Source organism: Pontibacter oryzae, from assembly GCF_003576375.1.
Classification (GTDB): Bacteria; Bacteroidota; Bacteroidia; order Cytophagales; family Hymenobacteraceae; genus Pontibacter; species Pontibacter oryzae.
In genome coordinates, this window is record NZ_QWGE01000003.1 from 267267 (window position 1) to 289505 (window position 22239).

General features: G+C 49.5%; 22 protein-coding genes. 7 read left to right on the plus strand and 15 right to left on the minus strand.

Features of this window, described 5'->3' with window-relative positions; all coding sequences use genetic code 11:
- Positions 1-121 precede the first annotated feature (121 nt).
- Both D1627_RS09945 and D1627_RS09950 read left to right on the plus strand, forming a co-directional pair.
- Positions 122-1273 (plus strand): endonuclease/exonuclease/phosphatase family protein, encoded by a 1152-nt coding sequence (locus D1627_RS09945; RefSeq protein WP_119432096.1) that lies wholly within the window; start codon positions 122-124, stop codon positions 1271-1273.
- Between the two features lie 221 nt (positions 1274-1494).
- Positions 1495-1791 carry a hypothetical protein gene (locus tag D1627_RS09950; protein ID WP_119432097.1) on the plus strand — a complete coding sequence of 99 codons (297 nt, stop codon included), beginning with the start codon at positions 1495-1497 and terminating at the stop codon, positions 1789-1791.
- A 193-nt stretch (positions 1792-1984) separates the two neighbouring features.
- On the opposite strand, the gene D1627_RS09955 is transcribed toward D1627_RS09950, so the two are convergent.
- The 3 genes from D1627_RS09955 to bshC all read right to left on the minus strand — a co-directional run bounded on the left by D1627_RS09955 (position 1985) and on the right by bshC (position 5088).
- Entirely contained in the window at positions 1985-2518 is a 534-nt protein-coding gene (locus tag D1627_RS09955) for a TetR/AcrR family transcriptional regulator (RefSeq protein WP_119432098.1), read from the minus strand.
- A gap of 417 nt (positions 2519-2935) precedes the next feature.
- Positions 2936-3511, minus strand: coding sequence for a 5-formyltetrahydrofolate cyclo-ligase (locus D1627_RS09960; RefSeq protein ID WP_119432099.1), 576 nt, complete (start codon positions 3509-3511; stop codon positions 2936-2938).
- Positions 3511-5088 carry a bacillithiol biosynthesis cysteine-adding enzyme BshC gene (gene bshC, locus D1627_RS09965; RefSeq protein ID WP_119432100.1) on the minus strand — a complete coding sequence of 526 codons (1578 nt, stop codon included), beginning with the start codon at positions 5086-5088 and terminating at the stop codon, positions 3511-3513. The genes D1627_RS09960 and bshC overlap by 1 nt, the downstream gene beginning before the upstream one ends.
- A 306-nt stretch (positions 5089-5394) precedes the next feature.
- Between bshC and D1627_RS09970 the strand changes: the two genes are divergently transcribed.
- Together D1627_RS09970 and D1627_RS09975 are read left to right on the plus strand one after the other, a co-directional pair.
- Complete coding sequence (locus D1627_RS09970) at positions 5395-7053, plus strand: fatty acid--CoA ligase (RefSeq protein ID WP_119432101.1); 1659 nt, start codon at positions 5395-5397, stop codon at positions 7051-7053.
- Between the two features lie 56 nt (positions 7054-7109).
- Complete coding sequence (locus D1627_RS09975; protein ID WP_233555582.1) at positions 7110-7490, plus strand: PH domain-containing protein; 381 nt, start codon at positions 7110-7112, stop codon at positions 7488-7490.
- A 42-nt stretch (positions 7491-7532) separates the two neighbouring features.
- Here the strand turns inward: D1627_RS09975 and D1627_RS09980 are convergent, their stop codons facing one another.
- From D1627_RS09980 to D1627_RS10020, 9 genes are all read right to left on the minus strand, one after another.
- Entirely contained in the window at positions 7533-7901 is a 369-nt protein-coding gene (locus D1627_RS09980) for an endonuclease domain-containing protein (RefSeq protein ID WP_119432102.1), read from the minus strand.
- 140 nt (positions 7902-8041) lie between these two features.
- Positions 8042-9355, minus strand: coding sequence for a 30S ribosomal protein S12 methylthiotransferase RimO (rimO, locus tag D1627_RS09985; protein ID WP_119432103.1), 1314 nt, complete (start codon positions 9353-9355; stop codon positions 8042-8044).
- A gap of 193 nt (positions 9356-9548) precedes the next feature.
- On the minus strand, positions 9549-9995 hold the full coding sequence (locus D1627_RS09990) for a hypothetical protein (protein ID WP_119432104.1): 447 nt from the start codon (positions 9993-9995) through the stop codon (positions 9549-9551).
- Between the two features lie 321 nt (positions 9996-10316).
- A complete protein-coding gene (locus D1627_RS09995; RefSeq protein ID WP_119432105.1) occupies positions 10317-10844 on the minus strand; it encodes a carboxypeptidase-like regulatory domain-containing protein in 528 nt (175 codons plus the stop codon).
- Positions 10845-10855: 11 nt separating this feature from the next.
- Positions 10856-11815, minus strand: a complete 960-nt coding sequence (ftsY, locus tag D1627_RS10000; RefSeq protein WP_119432106.1) for a signal recognition particle-docking protein FtsY — start codon at positions 11813-11815, stop codon at positions 10856-10858.
- A gap of 113 nt (positions 11816-11928) precedes the next feature.
- A complete protein-coding gene (locus D1627_RS10005; protein ID WP_119432107.1) occupies positions 11929-12084 on the minus strand; it encodes a DUF4295 domain-containing protein in 156 nt (51 codons plus the stop codon).
- A gap of 2 nt (positions 12085-12086) precedes the next feature.
- Positions 12087-12275, minus strand: coding sequence for a 50S ribosomal protein L33 (gene rpmG, locus D1627_RS10010; RefSeq protein ID WP_119432108.1), 189 nt, complete (start codon positions 12273-12275; stop codon positions 12087-12089).
- 311 nt (positions 12276-12586) lie between these two features.
- The gene (rpmB, locus tag D1627_RS10015; protein WP_119432109.1) at positions 12587-12826 is read right to left on the minus strand and encodes a 50S ribosomal protein L28; all 240 of its coding nucleotides are present in this window, start codon (positions 12824-12826) and stop codon (positions 12587-12589) included.
- 134 nt (positions 12827-12960) lie between these two features.
- On the minus strand, positions 12961-13137 hold the full coding sequence (locus D1627_RS10020; RefSeq protein ID WP_233555583.1) for a DUF5522 domain-containing protein: 177 nt from the start codon (positions 13135-13137) through the stop codon (positions 12961-12963).
- Between the two features lie 331 nt (positions 13138-13468).
- On the opposite strand from D1627_RS10020, the gene rocD reads away from it, so the two are divergent.
- Both rocD and D1627_RS10030 read left to right on the plus strand, forming a co-directional pair.
- Entirely contained in the window at positions 13469-14710 is a 1242-nt protein-coding gene (gene rocD / locus D1627_RS10025) for an ornithine--oxo-acid transaminase (protein ID WP_119432111.1), read from the plus strand.
- Between the two features lie 408 nt (positions 14711-15118).
- Positions 15119-16294 (plus strand): DUF4407 domain-containing protein, encoded by a 1176-nt coding sequence (locus D1627_RS10030; RefSeq protein ID WP_119432112.1) that lies wholly within the window; start codon positions 15119-15121, stop codon positions 16292-16294.
- Positions 16295-16631: 337 nt separating this feature from the next.
- On the opposite strand, the gene D1627_RS10035 is transcribed toward D1627_RS10030, so the two are convergent.
- Positions 16632-17585, minus strand: coding sequence for an asparagine synthetase A (locus D1627_RS10035; RefSeq protein ID WP_119432113.1), 954 nt, complete (start codon positions 17583-17585; stop codon positions 16632-16634).
- 165 nt (positions 17586-17750) lie between these two features.
- Between D1627_RS10035 and D1627_RS10040 the strand changes: the two genes are divergently transcribed.
- Entirely contained in the window at positions 17751-18209 is a 459-nt protein-coding gene (locus D1627_RS10040; protein WP_119432114.1) for an Lrp/AsnC ligand binding domain-containing protein, read from the plus strand.
- A 117-nt stretch (positions 18210-18326) separates the two neighbouring features.
- On the opposite strand, the gene D1627_RS10045 is transcribed toward D1627_RS10040, so the two are convergent.
- On the minus strand, positions 18327-19583 hold the full coding sequence (locus D1627_RS10045) for a pyridoxal phosphate-dependent aminotransferase (RefSeq protein ID WP_233555584.1): 1257 nt from the start codon (positions 19581-19583) through the stop codon (positions 18327-18329).
- Positions 19584-19786: 203 nt separating this feature from the next.
- Positions 19787-22207, minus strand: coding sequence for a DUF5686 and carboxypeptidase-like regulatory domain-containing protein (locus D1627_RS10050; RefSeq protein ID WP_158607170.1), 2421 nt, complete (start codon positions 22205-22207; stop codon positions 19787-19789).
- Positions 22208-22239 lie beyond the last annotated feature (32 nt).

The following is a 22239-nucleotide window of genomic DNA, read 5'->3' on the forward strand; positions in this document are numbered from 1 at the left end:
AAAGTCTATTGCGGTACTGCATCTGCTCTTGATAACAGAATATAGTTATGCGCGTATATTCTTGTGAGCCCAACCTGCACCAGGCTTTCCAAAACGCAGAGGCTCCCAAGAAACGCTTACTATGCCCCAGACAACCAGCTACGGCAAACGCACCCTAAAAACCAGGCTGCTAAATATTCTTTCGATCCTTACACGTGCCTTGGCCGTTGTTGCGATTATTGGCACGGTGGTGCCGCTTTTCCCTTTCGAGGAGTGGTTTGTGCGCGTATTTGATTTCCCGAGGCTACAGCTGTTTTGCCTGGCGCTTGGCAGCTTTATCCTTTACCTTACGCTGTACTACCAGCACCGGAAGCGCGGCAAGTTTTTCCTGCTGCTGCTTGCCGTAGTGGTTATCTATCAAGCCATTAATATATACCCTTATACTATGCTGGCTGAGGTGCAAACCAAGCAAACTGAGCGCGACCCTGCCGACACGACCCAGCTCAGCATTATGGTGTCTAATGTGCTAATGACCAACACAAAGTACAGCAAGCTGATGGGTAAGGTAGAGGATTACCAGCCTGATATTCTGCTGCTGCTAGAATCGGACTCAGTATGGCAGCACGCCTTGCAACCCCTTATGGCGCATTATCCTTACCGAATAGAGATACCGCTGCACAACACCTATGGCATGCACCTATACAGCAAACTACCCCTGCGCCAAAAACGCGTAAACTACCTGCTTAGCAAAGAGATTCCTTCCATTAAAACTTATGTTCAGTTGCGCAGCGGTGACTGGGTAGAGCTGCGAGGTGTGCACCCCAAACCACCCGTGCCTACCGAGGACGGCAATTCGCGTAAGCGTGATGCCGAAATCATACTTGTCGGCGAAGATGTATCCGACTCGAAATACCCGGTAGTAGTGGCCGGCGACTTTAACGATGTAGCTTGGTCTGCCACAACCAAGCTTTTCCAGGAGGTGAGCGGTTTGCTGGACCCACGCATTGGCCGGGGTTTCTATAGCACGTTTAACGCAAACTATCCGCTGTTGCGCTGGCCTCTGGATCATGTTTTCCACTCCACGCACTTTAAGCTGGTGGAGATGCAGCGCCTGTCCGGTATCGGCTCCGACCACTTCCCCATTTATATTAAGCTGAGTTACGAACCCGACGAGAAGTATGAGCAAACGGCCCCCAAAGCCGACGAAGGCACGCAGGAAGAAGCTACAGAAACCATTACCGAAGGCATAGAAGAGGCCAAATCAACAGAGCAGCCAGCCACAGGAACCAAATAGTTATACTTTTAGGTTTCAGCAATTTGCATTGCCAGACCCCTGTTGTGCGTAGTGTTCTATGGTTTATAATATCCTCGTTATTTGTGTGCCTCGAAGGTGAACTCAAGCTTGGCGCGAATGGTTAAGAGCTAAATTGCACTTTTTTATCGCTGCTATACTTTGAAATTAGTCATAAAGTAGTAGATTGCAGTGGAGAAGAGCATTCCTCAAAAAAATATTGTATGAAAAGCTTACTTAGAAAAGTTATTAAACCATTTCTTCCGAAGTATGAGGTGGTTTGCACAACCTATCAGGTTATTCCGGGCTTGCCAGTAAACGGCAACCAGCAGAAGCACACTTTTGGCAAGGGTTCTTCTGAAGAAGCCCGTAAGTTTTACGTTAAAGTGATAAACTCTGACATGACCAGAACTATGGCTCCTGTAGAGGTACACCTGAAGCGCCGCGGCAAAACCATCGAGCAGCAACACTTTGGCCCTGTGGAAGAACTGAAAAAGTTTAATATAGTATACAAAGGCTAAGTACGCTTAAAAGTATATCGTATAGAATCGCCCTGCCGGAAGTTACTGGCAGGGCGATTTTGCGTTATAAGCCACCTGTAATAACAAAAAAACCTGTCTGTTACAGCACCAGCACGCGTGGCTCTGTAACAGGCAGGCATCTTAGCGAAGGCATACACGGTATAAACCGCTGCCTTTCTTTCCTGTCTGTTTTCTACTTAATGTACTTCGTCTTGATAAGGTCGAGCATTTTGATGAAGTGGCTCTTGTCTTCGTTTGTGAGGTAAGATCTCCAAAGGCCCTCTACCAACAGCATAAGCACCTCTGTTTCAAGCTCAGGTTCTGCATAGCCCAACTTACGGAACGCCTCCACCAACTTTTGCATCACGGAGTGTGAGTAGCGCAAATGGTGCTTCTGTGATATTTCCTCATCTACCAGGCGGAACTGCATGCGCCAGAAATTACGCTCGTCCTCTACTAGTTTTAGGGGCATATCCAGCACATTGCTGATTAGCTTGTTGGGGTCGTTTTCCTCTACCAGCCCTTTGCTCTTATCGGTAATGCGGCGGTAACCAGCCTTCACGACAGCCTCCAGTAAATTCTCTTTGCTAATGTAGTGCTTAAAAATAAGGCCTTCTGATACACCCGCCTCTCTTGCGATCAGGCTGGTTGGGGTGGCATCGTACCCCTTGTCTGCAAAGAGGTTTAATGCTGTCTCTAAAATTATTTCTTTCTTTGTTTTAAGCATCTCGGTATCTCAAAATATAAACCTACGGCCGTACCTTCCCAACGGGCACAACAACAGGTAAAGCGCATAAGTATGTAGGAAAATACAAAAGTATAACATCTGACAGAAATTATCAGTGTGCTTTTGCGCAGATTGCGTGCTACAAAGTTATCATTTTATTAATTATGGCGCTAACATATTATCATTACCCACACCAATAGATTGAATTAATGCACAATTGGCAATGCAACACAGCATTTCATGCTAACCTGCTTTAAGTACTCTAATTAACTGCGTTAGCTGCGGATTAGTTGCCTTGCCATACTTGCCCATGTGTTTGCTAAACATCATTTTAAGCGCTGCAATGCAATTTTACACCTGGCGGCCATACTATATGCTTACAGGAATGAGAGGTTTTGATGTGGTAGAAATATGGCTTTAATGGCGCTCCCAAACGGCCTGCGGCATAACAATGGCATCCATGGGCACATCAAATGGGTTAGGGTCGGCAATTTTTTTAATGGGCGGCTCCAGCGATAAGCCAACTTTAAGCACGTCGGGGCGGCAGTCGGCCAGAAAGCGATCGTAGAAGCCCTTGCCGTAGCCCACGCGGTGACCCGCTTCATCAAAAGCCAGCAAGGGAATCAGCACCATATCCACTTCCGGCGCATGGATGATGTGCGCGTTCTGAGGCTCCGGGATGCCCCACTTGTTTTCTATCAGCACGGCCTCATCGGTGAGGTGGTGGTGCGTAAGTATGTTCTGGGCCACATCGGTTACCGGCACGGCCACGCGCACCTCGGGATGTTGCTGCCGCAGCCTGTTAATGATTAGCCAGGTATTTACCTCGTTGTTTTTAAGGATGGGCAGAAACACATGCACCGTTTGGCCTGCCTTTAACGCAAAGCGGCTAAAAAATTGATCGGCTATTTGCTCGCTGCGGCGCTGCACCTCCTCTGCCGGAAGCGCGCGCCGCAGTTGCAGCATGTGTCTGCGCAGCTCCGATTTCTGCATTATTCCTCCTCTATAATGGTAAACTTAAACTCCAACGGGTCGAAAGCCTCTACCAACGCAGGTATAAAGTCGGGGTTGTTGGTTTTGTAGGTGAGCAAATTGTCTTTGCGCTCCTGCAGCGTGCCGCCCGGGAAGAGCTTGTCCTTCAGGTTTTCGAGTTGCTTAAAGGTTTGCTCGTGCTTGCTGTCGCGGGCTTTGGATATCTTCTTCTCCAACATCTGCAGCGAGTTATTGGCTTTTTGCGCCTCAGCGCCTACAGCTTTGGTCAGGGTTGGGTCTATACTTTCGGCAAGCTTCTCTACCTCGGCAAAGGCAGCGGCCACTGCCTGGCGCTGCGCCTCCAGGTTGATCTCTTTCTCGTGTATCTGCCCGGAAAGCTGCTTCTTCAGTTCCTGAAAATCCTGGAAAAGGTCCTGGGGCTGCAGGTTAAGTTTGTGCATGCGGCTGGCGTTGCTGCGGCTAATGTAAAGCGCCGAGTTGCGCAGCATCAGCATCGGAAAAGCCACGTCATACTTGGCAAACAGCTCTTTCAGTTGGAACCAGTAGGCCACTTCCGCACCACCGCCAATGTAAGCCAGGTTCGGAAGTATAAGCTCTTCGTATAGCGGCCGAAGTATAACGTTTGGGCTAAAGCGCTCTGGATGCTCCTGCGCCTCCTTGCGTATCTCCTCCAGCGTAAAGCTCAGGTCTGTGTTAAGCACGTTATACTTGCCACCTTCTTGCACAATGCGCTCGCGCAGGGTATCGGTCAGGTAAAACAGGTTGATCTCGCGCGAGTATACCTGTGGTTTATACCCTAGCTGCTCCAGTTTCTGGCTTGTCTGCTCTACCAGTTTGTTGGATAGCTGCTCGGTTAGCTCCTGCTCCACTATGGGTGTCAGCGCTTTCTTCAGTTCCGCGTGGTCGCCGTCTATACTCACTAGTCCATACTTGCCGAAAAGTGCGTGGGTAATGGCGCGCGTGGCGTCTGCCAGGTTCTTGCTGGTGCGGTAGGCCTCCTCAAAAACAGGGTATGCTTCGGGCAGCTCGGCTAGCAGCGTGCCCATGTCCTGGGTTGAGAAGCGGCCTACGGCGCCGGTTTGCCCGGTTTCCCAGGTATACTTTTTGCCGAACAGGTTAAAATGATTGATCTCGGCAAAGTCGTGGTCTTCGGTGGCCATCCAGTATACCGGCACAAAGTTATAGTCCGGATACTTCTCATGCAGCTGCCTGCATGTGTTTATCGCCGTAACGATCTTATACACAAAATATAGCGGGCCGGTAAAAATATTCAGCTGGTGGCCGGTAGTGATGGTAAACGTATTGGGCTGTAGCAGCAGCTCAAGGTTTTGCTGCACCTGCGGATTGATTTCGGAGATGGAAATATACTGCTCCTGAAGCGCCGTATATAAGGTCTGGCGCTGTGTTTCTGTAAAGCGCTTTTCTTTGATCTGGGCCTCAAACGCATCCAGGGTCGGGAAGTGGTTGTAGAATGGCCGCAGCTGCTCGCCACAACAAAGGTAGTCGGTAATGGTCTGGGAAAAAGCGCCTGTGGCGGCGTAATCCATCTTCGTGATCTTCATGGTCTGTACATCCATCTGCTTATGTAGCCGTAGGTTTAGCCCTTTTAACAGGTTAGGCCGAAATGTGTTGCAGCAATTTTTGCGCGTAGGCAAAGTTACAGGATTTATCTGCGTTTTGCAGGCCCCACGATAGAAAGCAGGCGCAGGCAGCTAAGCCGCAAAACCACGCTATACTTCGTTACACGCTCAGCGTTTATACTTGCTTGAAACAGCTGTGCACATCCGCACCGGAACACTGGTATTACTGCAACTGCGTGCACCGGAAACAGGTATAGAGAAAGCTACGAAGGCACAACGTTCAACCCACATTAAAACCAGGCTATGGCTACTCCCCGAATCCTTCCTCCCACGCCGGAGGCACACCAGTCGCAGTTGCTTATCGGTAGCATTTTAGAGCAATCGCTAAAGTATGAGCCAGACAGGGAAATCGTTTACCGCGACATCTCCCGCATTACCTACCGCGAGCTGAACAAGCGCGTGGCGCGGCTGGCAAACCTGCTTACCAACCACTTAGAGGTAGCGCAGGGGCAAACCGTTGCGTTCCTGGACTACGACAGCCACCGCTACCTGGAGGGCTATTTTGCCATACCGATGGTGGGCGCTGTGCTGCACATGATCAACTTCAGGCTCTCTCCGGAGGAGATACTCTATACTATAAACCACGCCGAGGATGCCGTTATTTTTTGCCACCAGGATTTCCTGCCCATACTTGAGGCGCTGCAGGGCAGAATGGAAATGGTAAAGAAGATCGTGCTGCTATCTGATTCCGGCGCTGAGGCGACATCGCCGTTGCCATTAGAAGGCGAGTATGAGAAACTGCTGCTAAACCAACCCGACAGCTATACTTTCCCGGACCTTCCGGAGGATGCCATTGCCACCACCTTTTATACTACCGGCACTACAGGGCTGCCCAAGGGCGTATACTTTTCGCACCGCCAGTTGGTGCTGCACACATTTGGGCTGGCTACTGCCCTGGGCGCTATGGATAATGCCGTTAAGATCGGCTCTAATGATGTGTACATGCCTATCACACCGATGTTCCACGTGCATGCCTGGGGTTTTCCGTACCTGGCCACTTTTCTGGGCATGCAGCAGGTTTACCCCGGCCGCTACGAGCCCGCCATGCTGCTGCAATTGGTGCTGAAGGAGAAAGTAACCATCTCGCACTGCGTGCCTACCATCCTTCAGATGCTTGTAAACAGCCCGCAGGTAAAATCCTTTAACCTTACAAATTGGAAAGTGGTTATAGGCGGCAGCGCACTGCCTCGCGGCCTTGCTATGGCCGCTATGGGTTTGGGCATTGAGGTGATTACTGGCTACGGCATGTCCGAAACCTGCCCGGTGCTCTCGCTGACCTATCTCAACAAGAAAACAATGGCCCACCTGACCGAGGACCAGGAAGCCGATCTACGTATAAAAACTGGCCGCCCGATACAGATGGTGGACCTGCGGCTGATGAACGAGGAGGGCCAGTTTTTGCCGAACGACGGTAAGTCTACGGGCGAGATTGTGGTGCGTGCGCCGTGGCTAACCCAAGGGTATTACAAGGATGAGGAGCGCAGCCTCGAGCTCTGGAAACACGGCTACCTGCACACCGGCGACATTGCCACCATCGACCCCGATGGCGTGATAACCATCACCGACCGTAAAAAGGATGTTATCAAATCCGGGGGCGAGTGGATTTCCTCGTTGCTGCTGGAAAGCCTGATCTCGCAGCACCCCGACGTGCAGGAAACAGCCGTGGTGGCCGTGCCGGACCAACGCTGGCAGGAGCGCCCGCTGGCTTTGGTGGTGGCCAAACCCGATACAAGTATAACCGACCAGGACTTGATCCGGCACATGGAGCAATTCTCGGACAGCGGTAAGATCAGCCATTACGCTGTACCTAAGCAGTTCCGGTTTGTTACCGAGATTCCGAAAACCAGCGTAGGCAAGATAGATAAGAAACGTATTAAAAAGGAATTGGCTTCAGAAGACTGATTGCCATGAAGTCATACTTATCCACAGTATCAACATAGTTATCAACATAAACACATATGGGATTATTAAGCGGCATGATGGGACACGCATCAGAGGTGTCTATCGAGAAAATTACCAGGGAGTTTCAGCCTATACTTATCGACGACGAACGCATAGAACGCGCCTATAAACTGATCCGGGATATGCTGGTATTTACCAACAAGCGCCTTATACTTGTAAACAAGCAAGGCCTTACCGGCTCTAAAATCGATTATCAAAGTATACCTTATGGCAGCATCAAGATGTTCTCAAAAGAAAGTGCCGGCATCGGTGATCTAGATGCAGAACTAAAGATCTGGCTAACCGGTGAGTCGGAACCAACTATCAAGCAGGACTTCCGGAAAGGCGACAATATTAACGAGGCCTACCGTGTACTGAGCAAGTATGTTTTGAAATGAGACCTCCCCCTGCCCCCTCCTAAAAACAGGAGGGGGAACTCTTTAAGAGATATTGAAAGTTGCGTCTATTCGCTGCAGCACTGCTTCCGGTTGCTCAAACACTTCATCATTCCTAATCCGGATTACTTTGTAACCTAGAAACAGAAGTGTTTCATCCCGTACCTGGTCATTTGCGATAGCTTCAGCTGTGTCGTGCACAGCTCCATCTAATTCAATCACCAACCTTTCTGAAGCACAATAGAAGTCTACGATGTAACTCCCAATACTATGCTGCCTCCTGAACTTCCGCCCGCCGACTTTGTGCTTTCGGAGCAGGTACCAAAGTTCTTCCTCCGCTGGCGTCATACTATTCCGTAAGAGCGCACGCTCAATTTTTAAATTCGGGATGCTGTGCAACTGGTCTTTGCGCATAAGCTTCTGCTTTGCGAGCTAACATCTATATGCATTAACTATGTTCCAGAAAAAAGCGAAAGCCTTACTCTTTTTGAGTAAGGCTTTCGCTTGGTTATATGCTACACCCCCTCCTGTTTTTAGGAGGGGGCAGGGGGAGGTTAATTTACCACTTCCCCATACAAATCGAAATCTGAGGCATCGGTGATCTTTACGTTGGCGAAGTCGCCGAGGCGCACGTAGTTGCTATCGGCTGGCACCAATACTTCGTTATCCACCTCTGGAGAGTCGTATTGCGTACGGCCAACAAAATAACCGCTCTCTTTACGGTCGAACAGTACTTTGTATGTATTGCCAACTTTCTCTTCGTTCATCTCTACAGAAATGCCTTGCTGCAACTCCATAATGGCATCGGCACGGTCCTGCTTCACCTCTTCCGGCACATTATCTTCCAAAGTATAAGAATGCGTATTATCCTCGTGCGAGTACGTAAAAATACCTAAGCGGTCGAAGCGCGTTTCCTCTACCCAGTCGTATAGCTCCTGGAAATCCTGGTCGGTTTCGCCGGGGTGGCCGGCAATAAGCGTAGTTCTTAGAGCGATGTCTGGCACGCGCTGGCGGATTTGGTCTACCAACTCAATAGTGCGGCGCTTGCTGATGCCGCGGCGCATGGTCTTGAGCATGTTATCGGAGATGTGCTGCAGCGGCATATCCAAGTACTTGCAGATATTGTCGCGTTCGTTCATCACATCGAATACCTCCATCGGAAACTGCGATGGGTAGGCGTACTGCATGCGTATCCACTCGATGCCATTTACATCTGAAAGATTTTTCAATAAATCGGCCAGCTTGCGCTCTCCGTAATGCTGCAGTCCGTAGTAAGTAAGGTCCTGGGCAATAAGTACCAGTTCTTTGGTACCCATGCTTGCCAACCTCGACGCTTCTTTAACCAGATCCTCAATAGGTCGGTCAACGTGTTTGCCGCGCATTAAAGGGATGGCACAAAACGAGCAAGGACGGTTACAGCCTTCGGCAATCTTAAAGTATGCGTAGTGAGAAGGAGTTGTCAGTAAACGCTCGCCAATCAGCTCGTGCTTGTAGTCGGCCTCCAGTTTCTTGAGTAATTGCGGCAGCTCCAGGGTGCCAAAGTATGCATCTACCTGCGGAATCTCTGCTTCTAAAGAGTCCTTGTAGCGCTGCGAAAGGCAACCTGTTACGTATAGCTTGTCGATCTGGCCAGACTCTTTGGCCTCGGCGTAGCGCAGAATCGTATCGATAGACTCCTGCTTGGCATTGTCTATAAAGCCACAAGTGTTAACGATGATGATGTTGGAATCATCCTGCTCAGACTCGTGCGCCACATCAAACTCATTGGCACGCAGCTGCCCCATCAACACTTCCGAGTCTACCAGGTTTTTAGAGCAACCCAAGGTAACTACGTTTACTTTATCTCTTTTTAAACTTCTTACTTTCACTTATGTATGTATTAGCGCATTAATCCTTAGTAACTGGAAACCAATGCGGGCCTGTATTAGTTCGATTGGCAACGTTGCTGCAAAAGTACGATTTGTTTGGCTAATAACAGAACAGCCCGCTGAATAGCAGGCTGTTTGTTTTGAAAAGGCATGTTTGGATCAAGCTTTTTAGTATTTAACAGCCATCAAAGGCCTACCATATAAATTTAGCTCTACGGGCTCTGAACGATTTCGTCATTCGCGGCTTGCGGAGCCATTCCCTTACAGCGCCAGGGCTTTTTAGCAGCTTAACCTCAATTGGCAATTGGTAAGTAGTAACAAGTAGCAGAATTACCTGGTATAGGTTATTGTCCCAGAGGTAATCCGGCGACTCCAGGAGAGCTATCTTTTTAAGCGGTGTATTTGGTATATTATGGATGAAATAGTCAATTAGCTCCTCGGAGAGGACACCACCGGCTGGTATGCCAGAGTCTATGAGCAAGTTCGGCACTTGTTTCTTCTGCACGGTATCAAATAAGGAAACAACGGTCTGAAAGAACTCAAGCGATTCTACACTTAAATCATCAGACCATTTCGCACTCAAAAGATTAAGCGTATTGTCGAATGCTAACTCCATGGAATCATCCTTTTTTACAATCATAACCCGCGCTACCTTAAAAATTGAATCCTAATTTATAAACCATTGTTCATAATTTCACAATTATATTCCATTAATTCTACCCTATAACATAAAATTTTAGTTAAAAATGAGAGGAATGGCTTAAACTAGCTCAAAAAATGCACTTAGCTATAAAGTTGAGAATTGCATACAGCACCTCGTGTTATGTGCAAGTCACATAACAGTGAGCAATAGCCATACTTTGTTAAATATTATACTTAGGAGAAGAGGTGAACCAAATGAAAGGAAGGCAGCCACATCATTTTGCTAGCACCCAATTGTAGTGTAGAGAAGGGAAGTTACTTAATAGTTTGCCTGGTAGTTAATCTGGAACTCAACATTTGTAACCTGCCCTTGTTGCACCTCAATTGGGAAAACGTTGTTCTCGCCATCATATTGGTTTGCGTAAAAGCCTTTTTCCTCTTTCGAGAACAAACTATACTTACCTGGCTCTAAGCTTACCGAGAAGCTGCCATTGGCATCGGTGGTGAATTGTGCAACAAGTTTTGCCTGGATGTTGGCGTGGAAAACACCATCCGTGGACGTGGTTTGCGAAGAATTAGTAAGCTCATATACATACATGGTACGCTGCACACCTCTGCCTTTACTCGGCGGTGCATCCGGTGAGGGCATTTGGTTGCCCGCTACCCATAGTACCTTGCCGGTTATGCCCTGCTCTACCGGGGCCGGCTGTTGCTCGTCCTGCGCCATATGCACCTGGTTTTGCGCTGGCATAGTTTGCTCTTGCTCGCTCTGGGATTGATGCGCGTTTTGGGCACCGTTGCACTGCGATAGCAGCAGGGCCAGTGGCATTAACAGGAGCCTTACCATACGTAGTATACTTATTTGCGTGAGAAGAAAGAGTCTACAAATTCGTGCTTGTCGAATAGTTGCAGGTCTTCAATTTTCTCGCCAACTCCGATATACTTTACCGGAATTTTAAATTCGTCAGAAATACCAATCACCACACCGCCTTTTGCCGTACCGTCCAGCTTGGTAATAGCTAACGCCGTTACATCGGTAGCCTTTGTAAATTCGCGGGCCTGTAGCAACGCGTTTTGGCCTGTGCTGCCATCCAGCACCAACAGCACCTCATGCGGTGTGTCTGGTGTTATCTTCTGCATCACGCGCTTGATCTTGGAAAGCTCGTTCATCAGTCCCACTTTGTTGTGCAGTCGTCCGGCAGTGTCGATAATCACCACATCGGCGTTCATCTCCACACCTTTCTTCACAGCATCGTAGGCCACAGAGGCTGGATCGGTGTTCATGCCATGCGAAATAACAGGCACGCCCACACGCTCGCCCCAGATGATGAGTTGGTCTACGGCAGCGGCCCGGAACGTATCGGCAGCGCCAAGCACTACCTGTTTACCCGCTTTGTGGAACTGGGCCGCCAGCTTTCCGATGGTGGTTGTTTTGCCCACACCGTTTACGCCAACAACCATAATCACATATGGTTTGATGTCTTTCGGCAGCTCGAAGTTGGCACCGTCGCCAGCGCGGTTCTCTTCAAGGAGAGCGGCAATCTCTTCGCGTAGGATACCATCCAGCTCGTCAGTGCTCACATACTTATCACGGGCCACACGTTTCTCAATGCGGTCAATGATCTTGACAGTTGTTTCTACTCCTACATCGGCATGCACCAGAATCTCTTCCAACTCATCAAGCACTTCCACGTCTACTGTGGATTTTCCGATAACAGCCTTGCTTAGCTGGCCGAAAAAGTTGCTCTTGGTTTTCTCGAGGCCTTTGTCCAGCGATTCTTTTTTCTTCTCTTTGCTGAAAAAGTCAAAAATTCCCATGCCGGTTTATGATGTAGGGTGAATGCTATCTAGGTGATACGGTAATATACTAAAAAAGTCCCAGTAAAGGGACTTCTTCATGTTATCTATCTATCGATGTAGAGTAGGCTGTATTATTTCTTAGCAAGGAACTCCTGTACTTTGTCTACAGGTACCATTTCCTCTTTAAAGCTGTAAGCACCAGTTTTTGGAGATCTCACAGCCTTTATTACTTTCGCCCAGTCTTTACCTGTAGCGGTTTTTAGGGTTGCAACTACCTTCTTAGCCATGGTTATTTAATTTCTTTATGTACAGTTACTTTTTTCAACACAGAGTTATACTTCTTCAGCTCAAGACGCTCTGGAGTATTTTTTCTGTTTTTGGTAGTGATGTACCTTGAAGTTCCAGGCATGCCAGTAGCTTTATGCTCTGTGCACTCCATAATAACCTGGATTCTATTACCTTTTGCTTTTTTAGCCATCTCGACAGTAATTTTTTATTTAGGACTGCAAATATAAAAGCTTAAATCTCTAATTACAAACAATGTATAAATTTTCTTGTGAAACCTCTTTAAGATGCTTCACAACATTTACACGCGCTGTACAATGCGCCGTCCCCCGCGAGAGGCGAACAGCAAAGGTCGAAAAAAACGGCAACGGAGGGGACCTGTCAGACAGCTTCTCTCCGTTGCCGATGTTTTATTCTAAAGTACCAGATGGCTTTCCCGGTCTGTATCTGATTTGCGCCACAGCCTAAACTACCGCACACTTACAACCGGAAGAGATGCCAATACTAGTACATAATGTAGCCTTGCTCTACTGCTTTCTTCAACACTGCAGTAATACCATTCTTGTTGATGGTTCTCAGTGCAGATGTAGATACTTTCAGCGTTACCCAAGCATCCTCTTCTGGGATGTAGAAGCGCTTCTTCTGTAGGTTTGGATAAAATTTACGCTTCGTCTTGTTATTAGCGTGAGAAACGTTGTTACCTACTTGTGGTCTTTTACCTGTTAAGTCGCAAACTCGTGCCATCTTGTATTCTTTTCTGGTTTATTTCAATAGGGGTGCAAATATCTATAAAAAGATACAGAATATCAAACGTGTATCTAAAAATTTACGCTCAATGTGTAGCATCTGCCACACAAAGCAAGTTTAGGTAACATTTTTTATACTTTGCCCGGCTTACTCGCAGCCTGCTTCACCTTTTCATGGAAACCATACGGGCAATGTCGGCAGCCGTTTTCGCAGCACCAGCCACGCTCGGAAAGATATTTGGCCGTAAGTACCATCCGCCCCTGCTCGTTAAAGTAAAAGTCTTCTCCTTCTGTTAATTTCTGGCTCAACGCTTTGCAATTTATTTTTCTGCGCAAATAACGCCATTTATCCTTCATCCATCAAAAACATGCACTACTAATACCTCTAACTCTACGGCATGCGCAACGAGTTTGAGGCATAACCAACTCGGCCTGATGACCAGCACATACGCCCTGTATGCCCTCGCCGGCTTTGATGCGTTATGGGCCATTGCAAACGCGGGCTTTAACCACGTACTTAAACCCAAAGTTTGAATCTGGCCCTTAAATCGCTATTTTTGAAAACTATAAAATGATTTATCTGTAATTGTAAATAAGATAGGCCATACGCCTTCCATCACTAGAAAAACAATCAAAAACTATGAGTACTCAAGCTATTACCACCAGCCAGGAAGCCATTGACATAGAGCATAAGTATGGTGCGCACAATTACCACCCATTGCCCGTTGTGCTTAGCCGCGGCGAAGGCGTACATCTCTGGGATGTAGAGGGCAAGCATTACTATGACTTTCTTTCAGCGTATAGCGCGGTTAACCAAGGGCATTGCCACCCTAAGATTATTGGCGCCTTAACTGAGCAGGCACAGCAGCTTACACTTACCTCCCGTGCATTTTACAACGACAAGCTTGGTATTGCAGAGAAGTATGTGTGCGAGTACTTTAACTACGACAAAGCGCTGCTTATGAACTCCGGCGCTGAGGCCGTGGAAACAGCCATAAAGCTGGCCCGAAAATGGGGTTATCTTAAAAAAGGCATCGCACCGCACAATGCCGAGATTATTGTGGTGGAGCATAACTTCCATGGCCGCACCACAGGCATCATCTCTTTCTCCACCGACCCAGACTCTACCAAGGGCTTTGGGCCATACATGCCTGGCTATAAAGTGATTCCTTATAACGATGTAGCCGCACTGGAAGAGGCCTTGAAGGAAAACCCGAATGTTTGCGGCTTCCTGGTAGAGCCAATCCAGGGTGAGGCTGGCGTAATGGTGCCCGACGAGGGTTACCTGGCCAAGGCGCATGCGCTATGCAAGGAGTACGACGTGCTGCTGATGGCCGATGAGATACAGACGGGCATAGGCCGTACTGGCGAAATTCTGGCAAGCTGCTACGATGGCGTGCATGCTGACATCCTAATACTTGGCAAGGCCCTTTCAGGAGGGGTGCTTCCGGTTTCCTGTGTGCTTGCCAACGATGATATCATGCTATGCATCCAGCCCGGCGAGCACGGCTCAACCTTCGGGGGGAATCCGCTGGCTGCCGTGGTTGCCATTGCTGCCTTAGAGGTAATTAAAGATGAAAACCTGACGGAAAATGCCCGCATCTTGGGTGAGGTGTTCAGAGAGCGCATGCGCCGCTTAATTGATAAGCGCCCAGAGCTGGTTACACTGGTGCGCGGCAAAGGCTTGCTAAATGCTATTATTGTACAGCCCACTGCCGATGGCCGCACTGCCTGGGATGTATGCGTAGCCCTAAAAGACAAAGGCTTGCTCGCCAAGCCTACGCACGGTGATATCATCCGCTTTGCGCCGCCACTCGTTATCACAGAGGAGCAACTGCACGAGTGCTGCGACATTATCGAAGAGGTGATCATGAACTTCTAAAACCATACTATATAAGTATAGAAAAGGCGATGCTGCAACATGTGGCATCGCCTTTTCCATATTTATACCTTTCTTAAACCAGGCCTTCTTGATCCCGCTGATCTGGCCAGCAGCTTATTAAAGAACCACGATAGGTGACCCGGCACTGCGCCGGTTTAATAAAATGCGCTCGTAGACTAAGCCTAATTACTGTCCTGCACATCGACTGATTCTGCCAGTGCCGTAGTCCTAATCCTCTTTACTCCATGATTGAACCAAATCCCTTACCACTGCTGTTCCCGTCTTTATAGTAGTTATCTGGCTGTTAGTCGATTATAACGCTGAAAAAGTATAAAAACAGGTACTTGCCACGTTATACCCTTATAGCTTTGCAGCTTTCTGCTCTTATCACGCTTTGATGAACTTTAAATGAAGAAATTCTTTTGGTGGTGCGCTGGCGCCGACGATACCATACTCGAAAAATGCTCCCGCTCTGAGCACGTAAAATACGCCGGCGTAGGTGCTACTGTCCTGTTCACGGGTGTGCTTGCCAGTATTTCGGGTGGTTACGCGCTCTACACCGTCTTCGACTCGGTGCCTATGGCTGTTGCCTTTGGCTTGCTTTGGGGCGCCGTTATCTTTAACCTCGACCGCTTTATAGTTTCCACGCTGCGCAAAGAGGGAAAGTTCTGGAAAGAATTGTTACAGGTAACACCGCGTATCCTGCTGGCTTTGGTACTGGCCGTTGTCATCTCAAAACCGCTGGAGCTTAAAATCTTTGACAAGGAGATACAGGCGGTTTTAAAGGAGAAACAGGCAGAACTTGCTATTGAGCACAAAAAACTGGTGAGCCAGCAGTTTGGCGAGGTAGACTCTGTAAAAGCCGAGATTGCCACCATACGCCAGGAAGTGGATGCCAAATTACAGGAGCGCAACAAGCTTTACGATGCTATGGCCGCTGAGTCTGATGGAACAGGTGGTACAGGAAAAGTTGGCCGCGGGCCGATTTATGAGGAAAAGAAGCGCCAGTACGATAAAGTAGACGAGGAGCTCAAACTCTTGCAAGCCGATGCCCAGGAGCGCATAAACCAACGCCAGCAACGCATTGCCGAACTTATGCAGCAGTATGATAAAACAGTGAACGAGGGGCAGGAAAGTTTCTCGAACTACGATGGTCTGATGGCGCGCATCAACGCGCTGGATGAACTGCCCTGGCTGCCTGTTTTCTTCATCACGTTATTGTTCATCTGTCTCGAAACGGCTCCTATTTTTACTAAGCTGATCACGAGTAAAGGACCTTACGATGAGATTCTGAAAGGCGTGGAGCACGAGCGCACCATACAGGAAATGCAACGCGTGGCCGAGCGCCAGAAGCAGTACGATGTACGCCTGCAGGTGGCAGAAACCAAGTTTGCCGCCCGCCGCGATTACGAAATGGATGCCAAGCGGGAGGAAGAGCGCATTAAGTCCGATGCTCACCTGGAGGTAGTTCGTGAGTCTGCGGCTGTCTGGAAAGAGCGTAAACTTGCCGATGTGCACCGTAGCCCCAACACTGCCGCCGAGATCCTAAACGATAACGAAGAGAACGGCTACTATAAGTGGTAAGCGCTTAAGCTAAGTATAAAAAAAGCCTGGGCCGCTCTGGTTCAGGCTTTTTTGTGCCTACCTGTTTATACTTTCCCAGATCTGCGAAAGTATGCGATGCGCGCCGTTACATAACTGGGTAACACGTTTTAGGCGCGCACCAAATTTGTTTCCGTGAGCGGGCTTGCCTACACAAGAATCCGTAAAAACAGAAAGTCCTGCTGTATACTTTCAGCAGGACTTTCATATCATCTTAAACCACACGCAAGTTAACTTATTATTTTCAGGATTGTCCGCATTATCGCTCGTGTCATCCATAGTCTTTTGTCCATTAGTCAAACATAATAAATCATACTTCTTAGAACACGGCCTTGGTAAAGGGCTTACGCGAGAAAGCGGTTACCTCATCAATATCCTGCAAGCGGCAGATAAAGCGGGTCATGCGCTCCACGCCAAAGCCTCCGCCGGCTGTTTTCGGGATACGGCCTTCCTTGGCTACCTCCAGGTAATGCGTAAACGCCTGCTCGTTGGTGCCTACGTCAGCCATGCGCTTACGGATCTGACGGTACTCATGCTCGCGCTCCGCCCCAGACAGGCCCTCGCCAAAGCCTTCCGGCCAGATCACGTCATAGTTCAGGTAGGTGCCAGGCCGCTTTGGATCTTCTTTGTCATAAAACTCGCGGGTATGGTTTAGTAACCAGAACGGATCCGTGGCTTCCTCCGATTTAATTTTCTCATAATCAGGCCCTAGCTGTGCCTCTAGTTTCTCGGTGCGGTACACGGGCCACTTCTCATACTGTGGCAAAAGCTCGCCGCGCAGCTCCTGTATTAGCCCCGGAATCTCCTCGTTCAGGCGCTTAAACACGAAATTTACCAGCTCCTCCATAAACTCCATCACAAAAAATCGATCTTTCCCCTTAAATTCGAAGTCTATTTGCGTAAATTCGAAAAGGTGGCGGCCCGTGTCGGCACGGTCGGCAAACTCGAGGCGCACGTTCGGCGATACAATGTACAGGCTGTCGAGGTCCGGGTGCATGAGGGCAAGCTGCTTATGGAAGATCATGGACTTGGTAAGGCTCCAGCGCTGCTCGGCATAGGTAATGCTTGCATCAACCACGCCGTGGTTCAGCGGGTCTGTTATCGGCGATAGCATGAGCGGCATGAGTTGCGTCAGCCCTTTCTTGAACATGAAATCGTGGGAGGCGCGCACAATGGCCTGCTGCACTTTCAGGATTTTAGGGAGCTTGGCGCGGCTGAGGTGGCTAACCGTAGACTCCAGAACAGTGGGTTCGGCAAGGATTTCTAATTCCATCTTTTTTATAAATTTGTTAATGAATAATTGGCTTATACATAAACAAATTAAGCATCGTTGCCTATTTTTAAAAATTTATCAATAATTATTTTTTATGTTTGATAAATTTTTAAATACAAAGCAGTATATTTGCAACTTTGTTAATAGCAGCAAGTATAGAAGCATATGAATTATGAAATTGACAATCTGGATAAACAGATTCTAAGCCTGCTGATGCAGGACGTAACACGTGCCTACACCGATATAGCGAAAGAACTGGGCGTTTCAGGCGGAACCATACACGTCCGGATGAAGAAACTGACCGAGATGGGCGTGGTAAAGGGCGCGCAGCTGCTGGTAAACCCCTCGGCGGTCGGCTTCGATATCTGTGCCTTTATCGGTGTGTTTCTGGAAAAAGGATCTGAGTATAAAGACACCGTAGAGAAAATGCGGGAGATTCCGGAGATCGTGGAGCTGCACTACACCACGGGCTCTTACAGCATGTTTGCCAAGATAATTTGCCGCGATACCACGCACCTGCGCCAGGTACTTAACGAAAAGCTCCAGCCCATAGAAGGCGTGCAGCGCACCGAAACGCTGATCTCGCTGGAAGAAAGTATAAACCGACAGATCAAGATAGAATAAAAAAGAGGCGCAGTTTCCTGCGCCTCTTTTTTGTAGATGATGTATTGGTGTAGCTGGGATAATGCTAATACTTTTCCTTCACTAAAACAGGAAAGTGCGCACCAACCCCAAACCTGTTTACTTCAGTTTTTGAAGTGCTTCGCGCAGCCTGCCCAGCGCTTCTTTAATCGCATCCAGCGAGGCGCCTCCTACCGACAGTCTGAACCAGTTAAGGTCTTTGCCCGTGCCGAAGGCCGAGAATGGCACTACCGCCAGCTTTGCCTTGTGCAGCACATAGAATGTAATGTCCTGGCTGGTTTCGAGCGTTTTGCCATCCGGGGTGGTTTTGCCAGCCAAATCCAGCTTGGCAGACAGGTAAATAGCGCCCATCGGCTCAATGGCATCCACCGAGAACCCTTCCGACTTCAGCTCCTGAAACCCGTTGTACAGCACATTCAGGCTTTCCTGCACTTTTGGCTTAAACTCGTTCATAAAGCCGTCAACCTCCGCTGGCTGCTCCAGAAACTCGGCCATGGCTACCTGCTCGGCTTTTGGTGCCCAGGCGCCCACGTGTCCAAGTATGGATTTCATTTTATCCATCACCACCGTTGGGCCAAAGGCATAACCTACGCGCACGCCCGTGGCGGCAAAGCATTTAGACGTACCGTCGATGTATACCGTGTAATCGCGCATCTCAGGGCGTAGGCTTACCGGGTCGTAGTGCTCGGCGTTGCCAAAAGTCAGCATCCAGTAGATCTGGTCGTAGAGCATGTACAGCGGCTTCTCGCCTTCGCCGCGGCTGCGGTTTTCCTCCAACACTAGGTTGCAGATCTCCTCCAGGTCTTTTTTGGAGAACATAGTGCCCGTTGGGTTCAGCGGAGAGCAAAGCGCCAGCATGGTTGCGCCCTTCAGGTGCGGCTTCACGTCGTCGGCGGTTGGCATAAAGTTGTTTTCGGGGCGGGTTTTTACTTCCACAGGCGCAGCCCCCGACAGGTGGCAGTAGTGGTTGTTGTTCCAGGATGGCGTAGGGTATACTACTTTATCGCCGGGGTCTACAAGGGCCATATAAGTGGCATAGATAAGCGGGCGCGAGCCGCCTGCCACTAATATATCGTTCTCCGGGTAATCTAGGCCGAGGCGCTCTTTTGTAAAGGCCACCACCGCTTTGCGTAGTACCGCCACGCCGTTTGCAGGCGGGTAGTTGGTATGGCCTTGCTCATAGGCTTTGGTAATGCCTTTGCGCAGTTCTTCCGGAATTGGGTAGATGCTTGGGTTAAAATCACCGATGGTGAGGTTGCAGATGGGCTCACCTTTGGCAATCATCGCGTTTACCTCGCCGGCCACACGAATAATTTCGGAGCCGATCAGGTTTTGCGCCATTTTAGATACTGTCATGATGTATAACGGGGTTAAAGTAGGTTCATGCTAAATTACTTATTTCTCGCCAAGTATAAACTCAATTTTCTAAAATGTTTATGCAAATGCTTTATTTTGATAAAATCCATACTTTAGAAAGCATAAATTTATCGAATCAGCAATCATGCTTTCGTTATGATGCGAAATCAATCCAGCGCTTATACTTTGTAAAGTATACTCCCCTAGAAAAGTAATGAAGCAGTCAGCTTTATACGCAGGTTATCTTTGGCTGATGGCAGGGCGTACGGGCCATACCTGTAAAAAGCGCCCACCCCAATGCCGCTGAACGGCGAGCTGATGATGTTATTGAGCATCAATCCAGACTCCAAAAAGCCTTTGCGCATACTTTGGCTTTGCTCGGCCAATTCCGCCGGAAGCGGGTTATGAAGCTTACCGATGCCGGCGTTAGTCACCACAACTATATCCGGGGCAAAAAAGCGGGTATTCAGCAGGCGCTTGCCCAGGTTCTGAGACAGAAACAAGGCGCCATACTTATCCGAGAAGAACTCGTAAGGCCGCATGGTCTCAAAGCCTTCGCCGGTGTATACTTTGTAGTCGGGGTTGTAGCTACCGTGGCCGTTGAAGCGCGTAACCAGCGGTGCCTGGCCTGCCACCCAGCCGCCTGCTACAAGTATACTTGTCTCGCCGAAGGTGCGGTGGCGCAGGCTTTTCTCCAGCCTTACGTCATACTTATGGTAGCTGTACTCGCCATCCAAAAACCCATCGAAGCTGCGCGTGAACTGTAACCATACTACCGGGTACTCCTGCTGCGACATAGGCATCAGGCGGTTAAACTGCTGCATAAACTTCTCGCCGGGCGCGTAGCGCAGCGTCAGGACGGCCTCCGTAAGGTTAAACTGCGGCAAAGGCTCCCTTTCAGGTGCCAACAGTGTTGGCTGGCGGGTTTCCTGGCGCAGTTCTGTGTAGGCTTGCAGGTAGCGCAGCACGCGGCCCTTCAGGCTTATACTCTTATGCGATGTATAATCCATGTCGGGGAGCAGGGCGCGGCGCAGGTTGCCTAACACGCCATAGCTTTGCCCGCTTGGCAAACGCCGCCCGCCGGTTTCCAGGATATCTTTGAAGAAGGTGGCGCTGAGCTGCAGTTCCAGGGGTTTGTAAAGTATAAAAGAGGCATCTGCGCCATACTTCGGCTCCTCATCCTTGAAGCCGTAACCCCAGTACCCGCCAACTTTAAAGCGCTCCGAGAAACGATCATTGGTATCCGCGCCCAAGCCCAGCCGGATGCCCTCAAACTCGCTGAAGCGCAGCAGGCGGTTCAGGTCCAGGCTAACGGCGCCAAGCGGCAGCTCTTTGCTCATCAGGTACTCCAACACCCGGATGGTGCGGTCCAGTTTTTGGGCGCGGCCAACGCTGTCGAGGCGCTGGTATGTTTGCTGCTCCAGGTGCGTGAGCGAGTCGGGGCGGTAACCCTGGAAAAAGCTGTCGGGTTGCCGGTTGGCGTCGGGCTTCTGGGCCAGTGCCACTACGCCAAACTCATTTTTGCGCAAGGCAGGGTTTAGGTTGATATTGGTGAGATAGGTACGCATGTGGGCATAAGGCTGGTGCCCGTTCAGGCTTACCTGCGGAATGCGCAACTCTACGTCCAGCTCCGTCGGGAACCATACTTTGCTACTGCCTACCCGCTCGTATTGCTGCTGCAGCCTGATGTCGCGCTTATCGTCGTTCCCCGCCGACTGCGCCAGCACGTTCTGCACGGCCCAGCCATCGCTGTTTATGTATAGCAGGCCCTTTAGCCCTTCAAAATTTTTACCTTGCTCCGGCTTAAACGAGATTACGAATACGGTATCGGTGCCCTGCACCAGCGTTTCCTGCAGCACAAAATCATACTTACGTGTGCTGCCCGGGCTTAGCGGGCTCAGGTAATGTTTTCCGAAGAAAACAGGCAGGTCATCGTACACCGAAAAATCGCGGGCCTCGGCGGCCACTACACCAAAGCTTGGCTGCTGCAAACCCGATACGCGCGTGGCAAGTATGGTTTCTTTGGTGAGGTTGGGCTGCATAAACGCGTAGTCCGTAATGCTCTCGAGCAGGAAAAGGTGCTGCTTCTGCAACAGGCTTTGCATTCTCAGGTATGCCGAGTCGCGTGGCGAGAGAGACAGCGTATCTCGTAGCACCTTTTCCCCGACATCGGTGGCGGTAAGTATGAATTTGTTGTAGGTGCGGTAAGTATAGGCTGGCAGCTGCTGCAGGCGGTGCCGCTCCCGGTGCTGCGTTGCCACCCGGATGATGCGGTGCGCAGGGTTTTGGCCGGTGCCCCGTATCACAACTTCCTGCAGCTGCGCAGCCGCGGGCTGCAACCGCACATTTAGCTGCTGCACCGAATCAGGGTAAACTGTTTGCGCCGCATAGCCTACATAGCTAAAGCGTAGGCTGTGGATGGGCTTGCGGTGACGTAACAGATACTCGCCCTCCAGGTTGGTAGTGGTTCCGGTTTCGCCGTTGTTTACGGTTATACTTACAAAGGGCAGCCGCTCCCCGGTGGTGGCATCGCGTACAACGCCGTGTACTTGCTGCACCTGCGCAAACGTGAGCAAGGAGCTGAGACAGATGTATAAAATCAGGAGAGATCGGGAGTATGGCATCTGGTAAATATAAAAAGAAAAGGCGCTACTCC

Coding starts and splice junctions, on each gene's coding strand:
- D1627_RS09970 (WP_119432101.1), top strand. CDS start 5,395: ATGGCTACTCCCCGAATCCTTCCTCCCACGCCGGAGGCACACCAGTCG.
- D1627_RS09990 (WP_119432104.1), bottom strand. CDS start 9,995: ATGATTGTAAAAAAGGATGATTCCATGGAGTTAGCATTCGACAATACG.
- D1627_RS09995 (WP_119432105.1), bottom strand. CDS start 10,844: ATGGTAAGGCTCCTGTTAATGCCACTGGCCCTGCTGCTATCGCAGTGC.
- D1627_RS10005 (WP_119432107.1), bottom strand. CDS start 12,084: ATGGCTAAGAAGGTAGTTGCAACCCTAAAAACCGCTACAGGTAAAGAC.
- rpmG (WP_119432108.1), bottom strand. CDS start 12,275: ATGGCTAAAAAAGCAAAAGGTAATAGAATCCAGGTTATTATGGAGTGC.
- D1627_RS10035 (WP_119432113.1), bottom strand. CDS start 17,585: ATGGAATTAGAAATCCTTGCCGAACCCACTGTTCTGGAGTCTACGGTT.
- D1627_RS09955 (WP_119432098.1), bottom strand. CDS start 2,518: ATGCTTAAAACAAAGAAAGAAATAATTTTAGAGACAGCATTAAACCTC.
- D1627_RS09980 (WP_119432102.1), bottom strand. CDS start 7,901: ATGCGCAAAGACCAGTTGCACAGCATCCCGAATTTAAAAATTGAGCGT.
- D1627_RS10030 (WP_119432112.1), top strand. CDS start 15,119: ATGAAGAAATTCTTTTGGTGGTGCGCTGGCGCCGACGATACCATACTC.
- D1627_RS10050 (WP_158607170.1), bottom strand. CDS start 22,207: ATGCCATACTCCCGATCTCTCCTGATTTTATACATCTGTCTCAGCTCC.
- D1627_RS09975 (WP_233555582.1), top strand. CDS start 7,110: ATGGGATTATTAAGCGGCATGATGGGACACGCATCAGAGGTGTCTATC.
- bshC (WP_119432100.1), bottom strand. CDS start 5,088: ATGGATGTACAGACCATGAAGATCACGAAGATGGATTACGCCGCCACA.
- D1627_RS09945 (WP_119432096.1), top strand. CDS start 122: ATGCCCCAGACAACCAGCTACGGCAAACGCACCCTAAAAACCAGGCTG.
- D1627_RS09960 (WP_119432099.1), bottom strand. CDS start 3,511: ATGCAGAAATCGGAGCTGCGCAGACACATGCTGCAACTGCGGCGCGCG.
- rocD (WP_119432111.1), top strand. CDS start 13,469: ATGAGTACTCAAGCTATTACCACCAGCCAGGAAGCCATTGACATAGAG.
- D1627_RS10040 (WP_119432114.1), top strand. CDS start 17,751: ATGAATTATGAAATTGACAATCTGGATAAACAGATTCTAAGCCTGCTG.
- D1627_RS10045 (WP_233555584.1), bottom strand. CDS start 19,583: ATGACAGTATCTAAAATGGCGCAAAACCTGATCGGCTCCGAAATTATT.
- ftsY (WP_119432106.1), bottom strand. CDS start 11,815: ATGGGAATTTTTGACTTTTTCAGCAAAGAGAAGAAAAAAGAATCGCTG.
- D1627_RS09950 (WP_119432097.1), top strand. CDS start 1,495: ATGAAAAGCTTACTTAGAAAAGTTATTAAACCATTTCTTCCGAAGTAT.
- rpmB (WP_119432109.1), bottom strand. CDS start 12,826: ATGGCACGAGTTTGCGACTTAACAGGTAAAAGACCACAAGTAGGTAAC.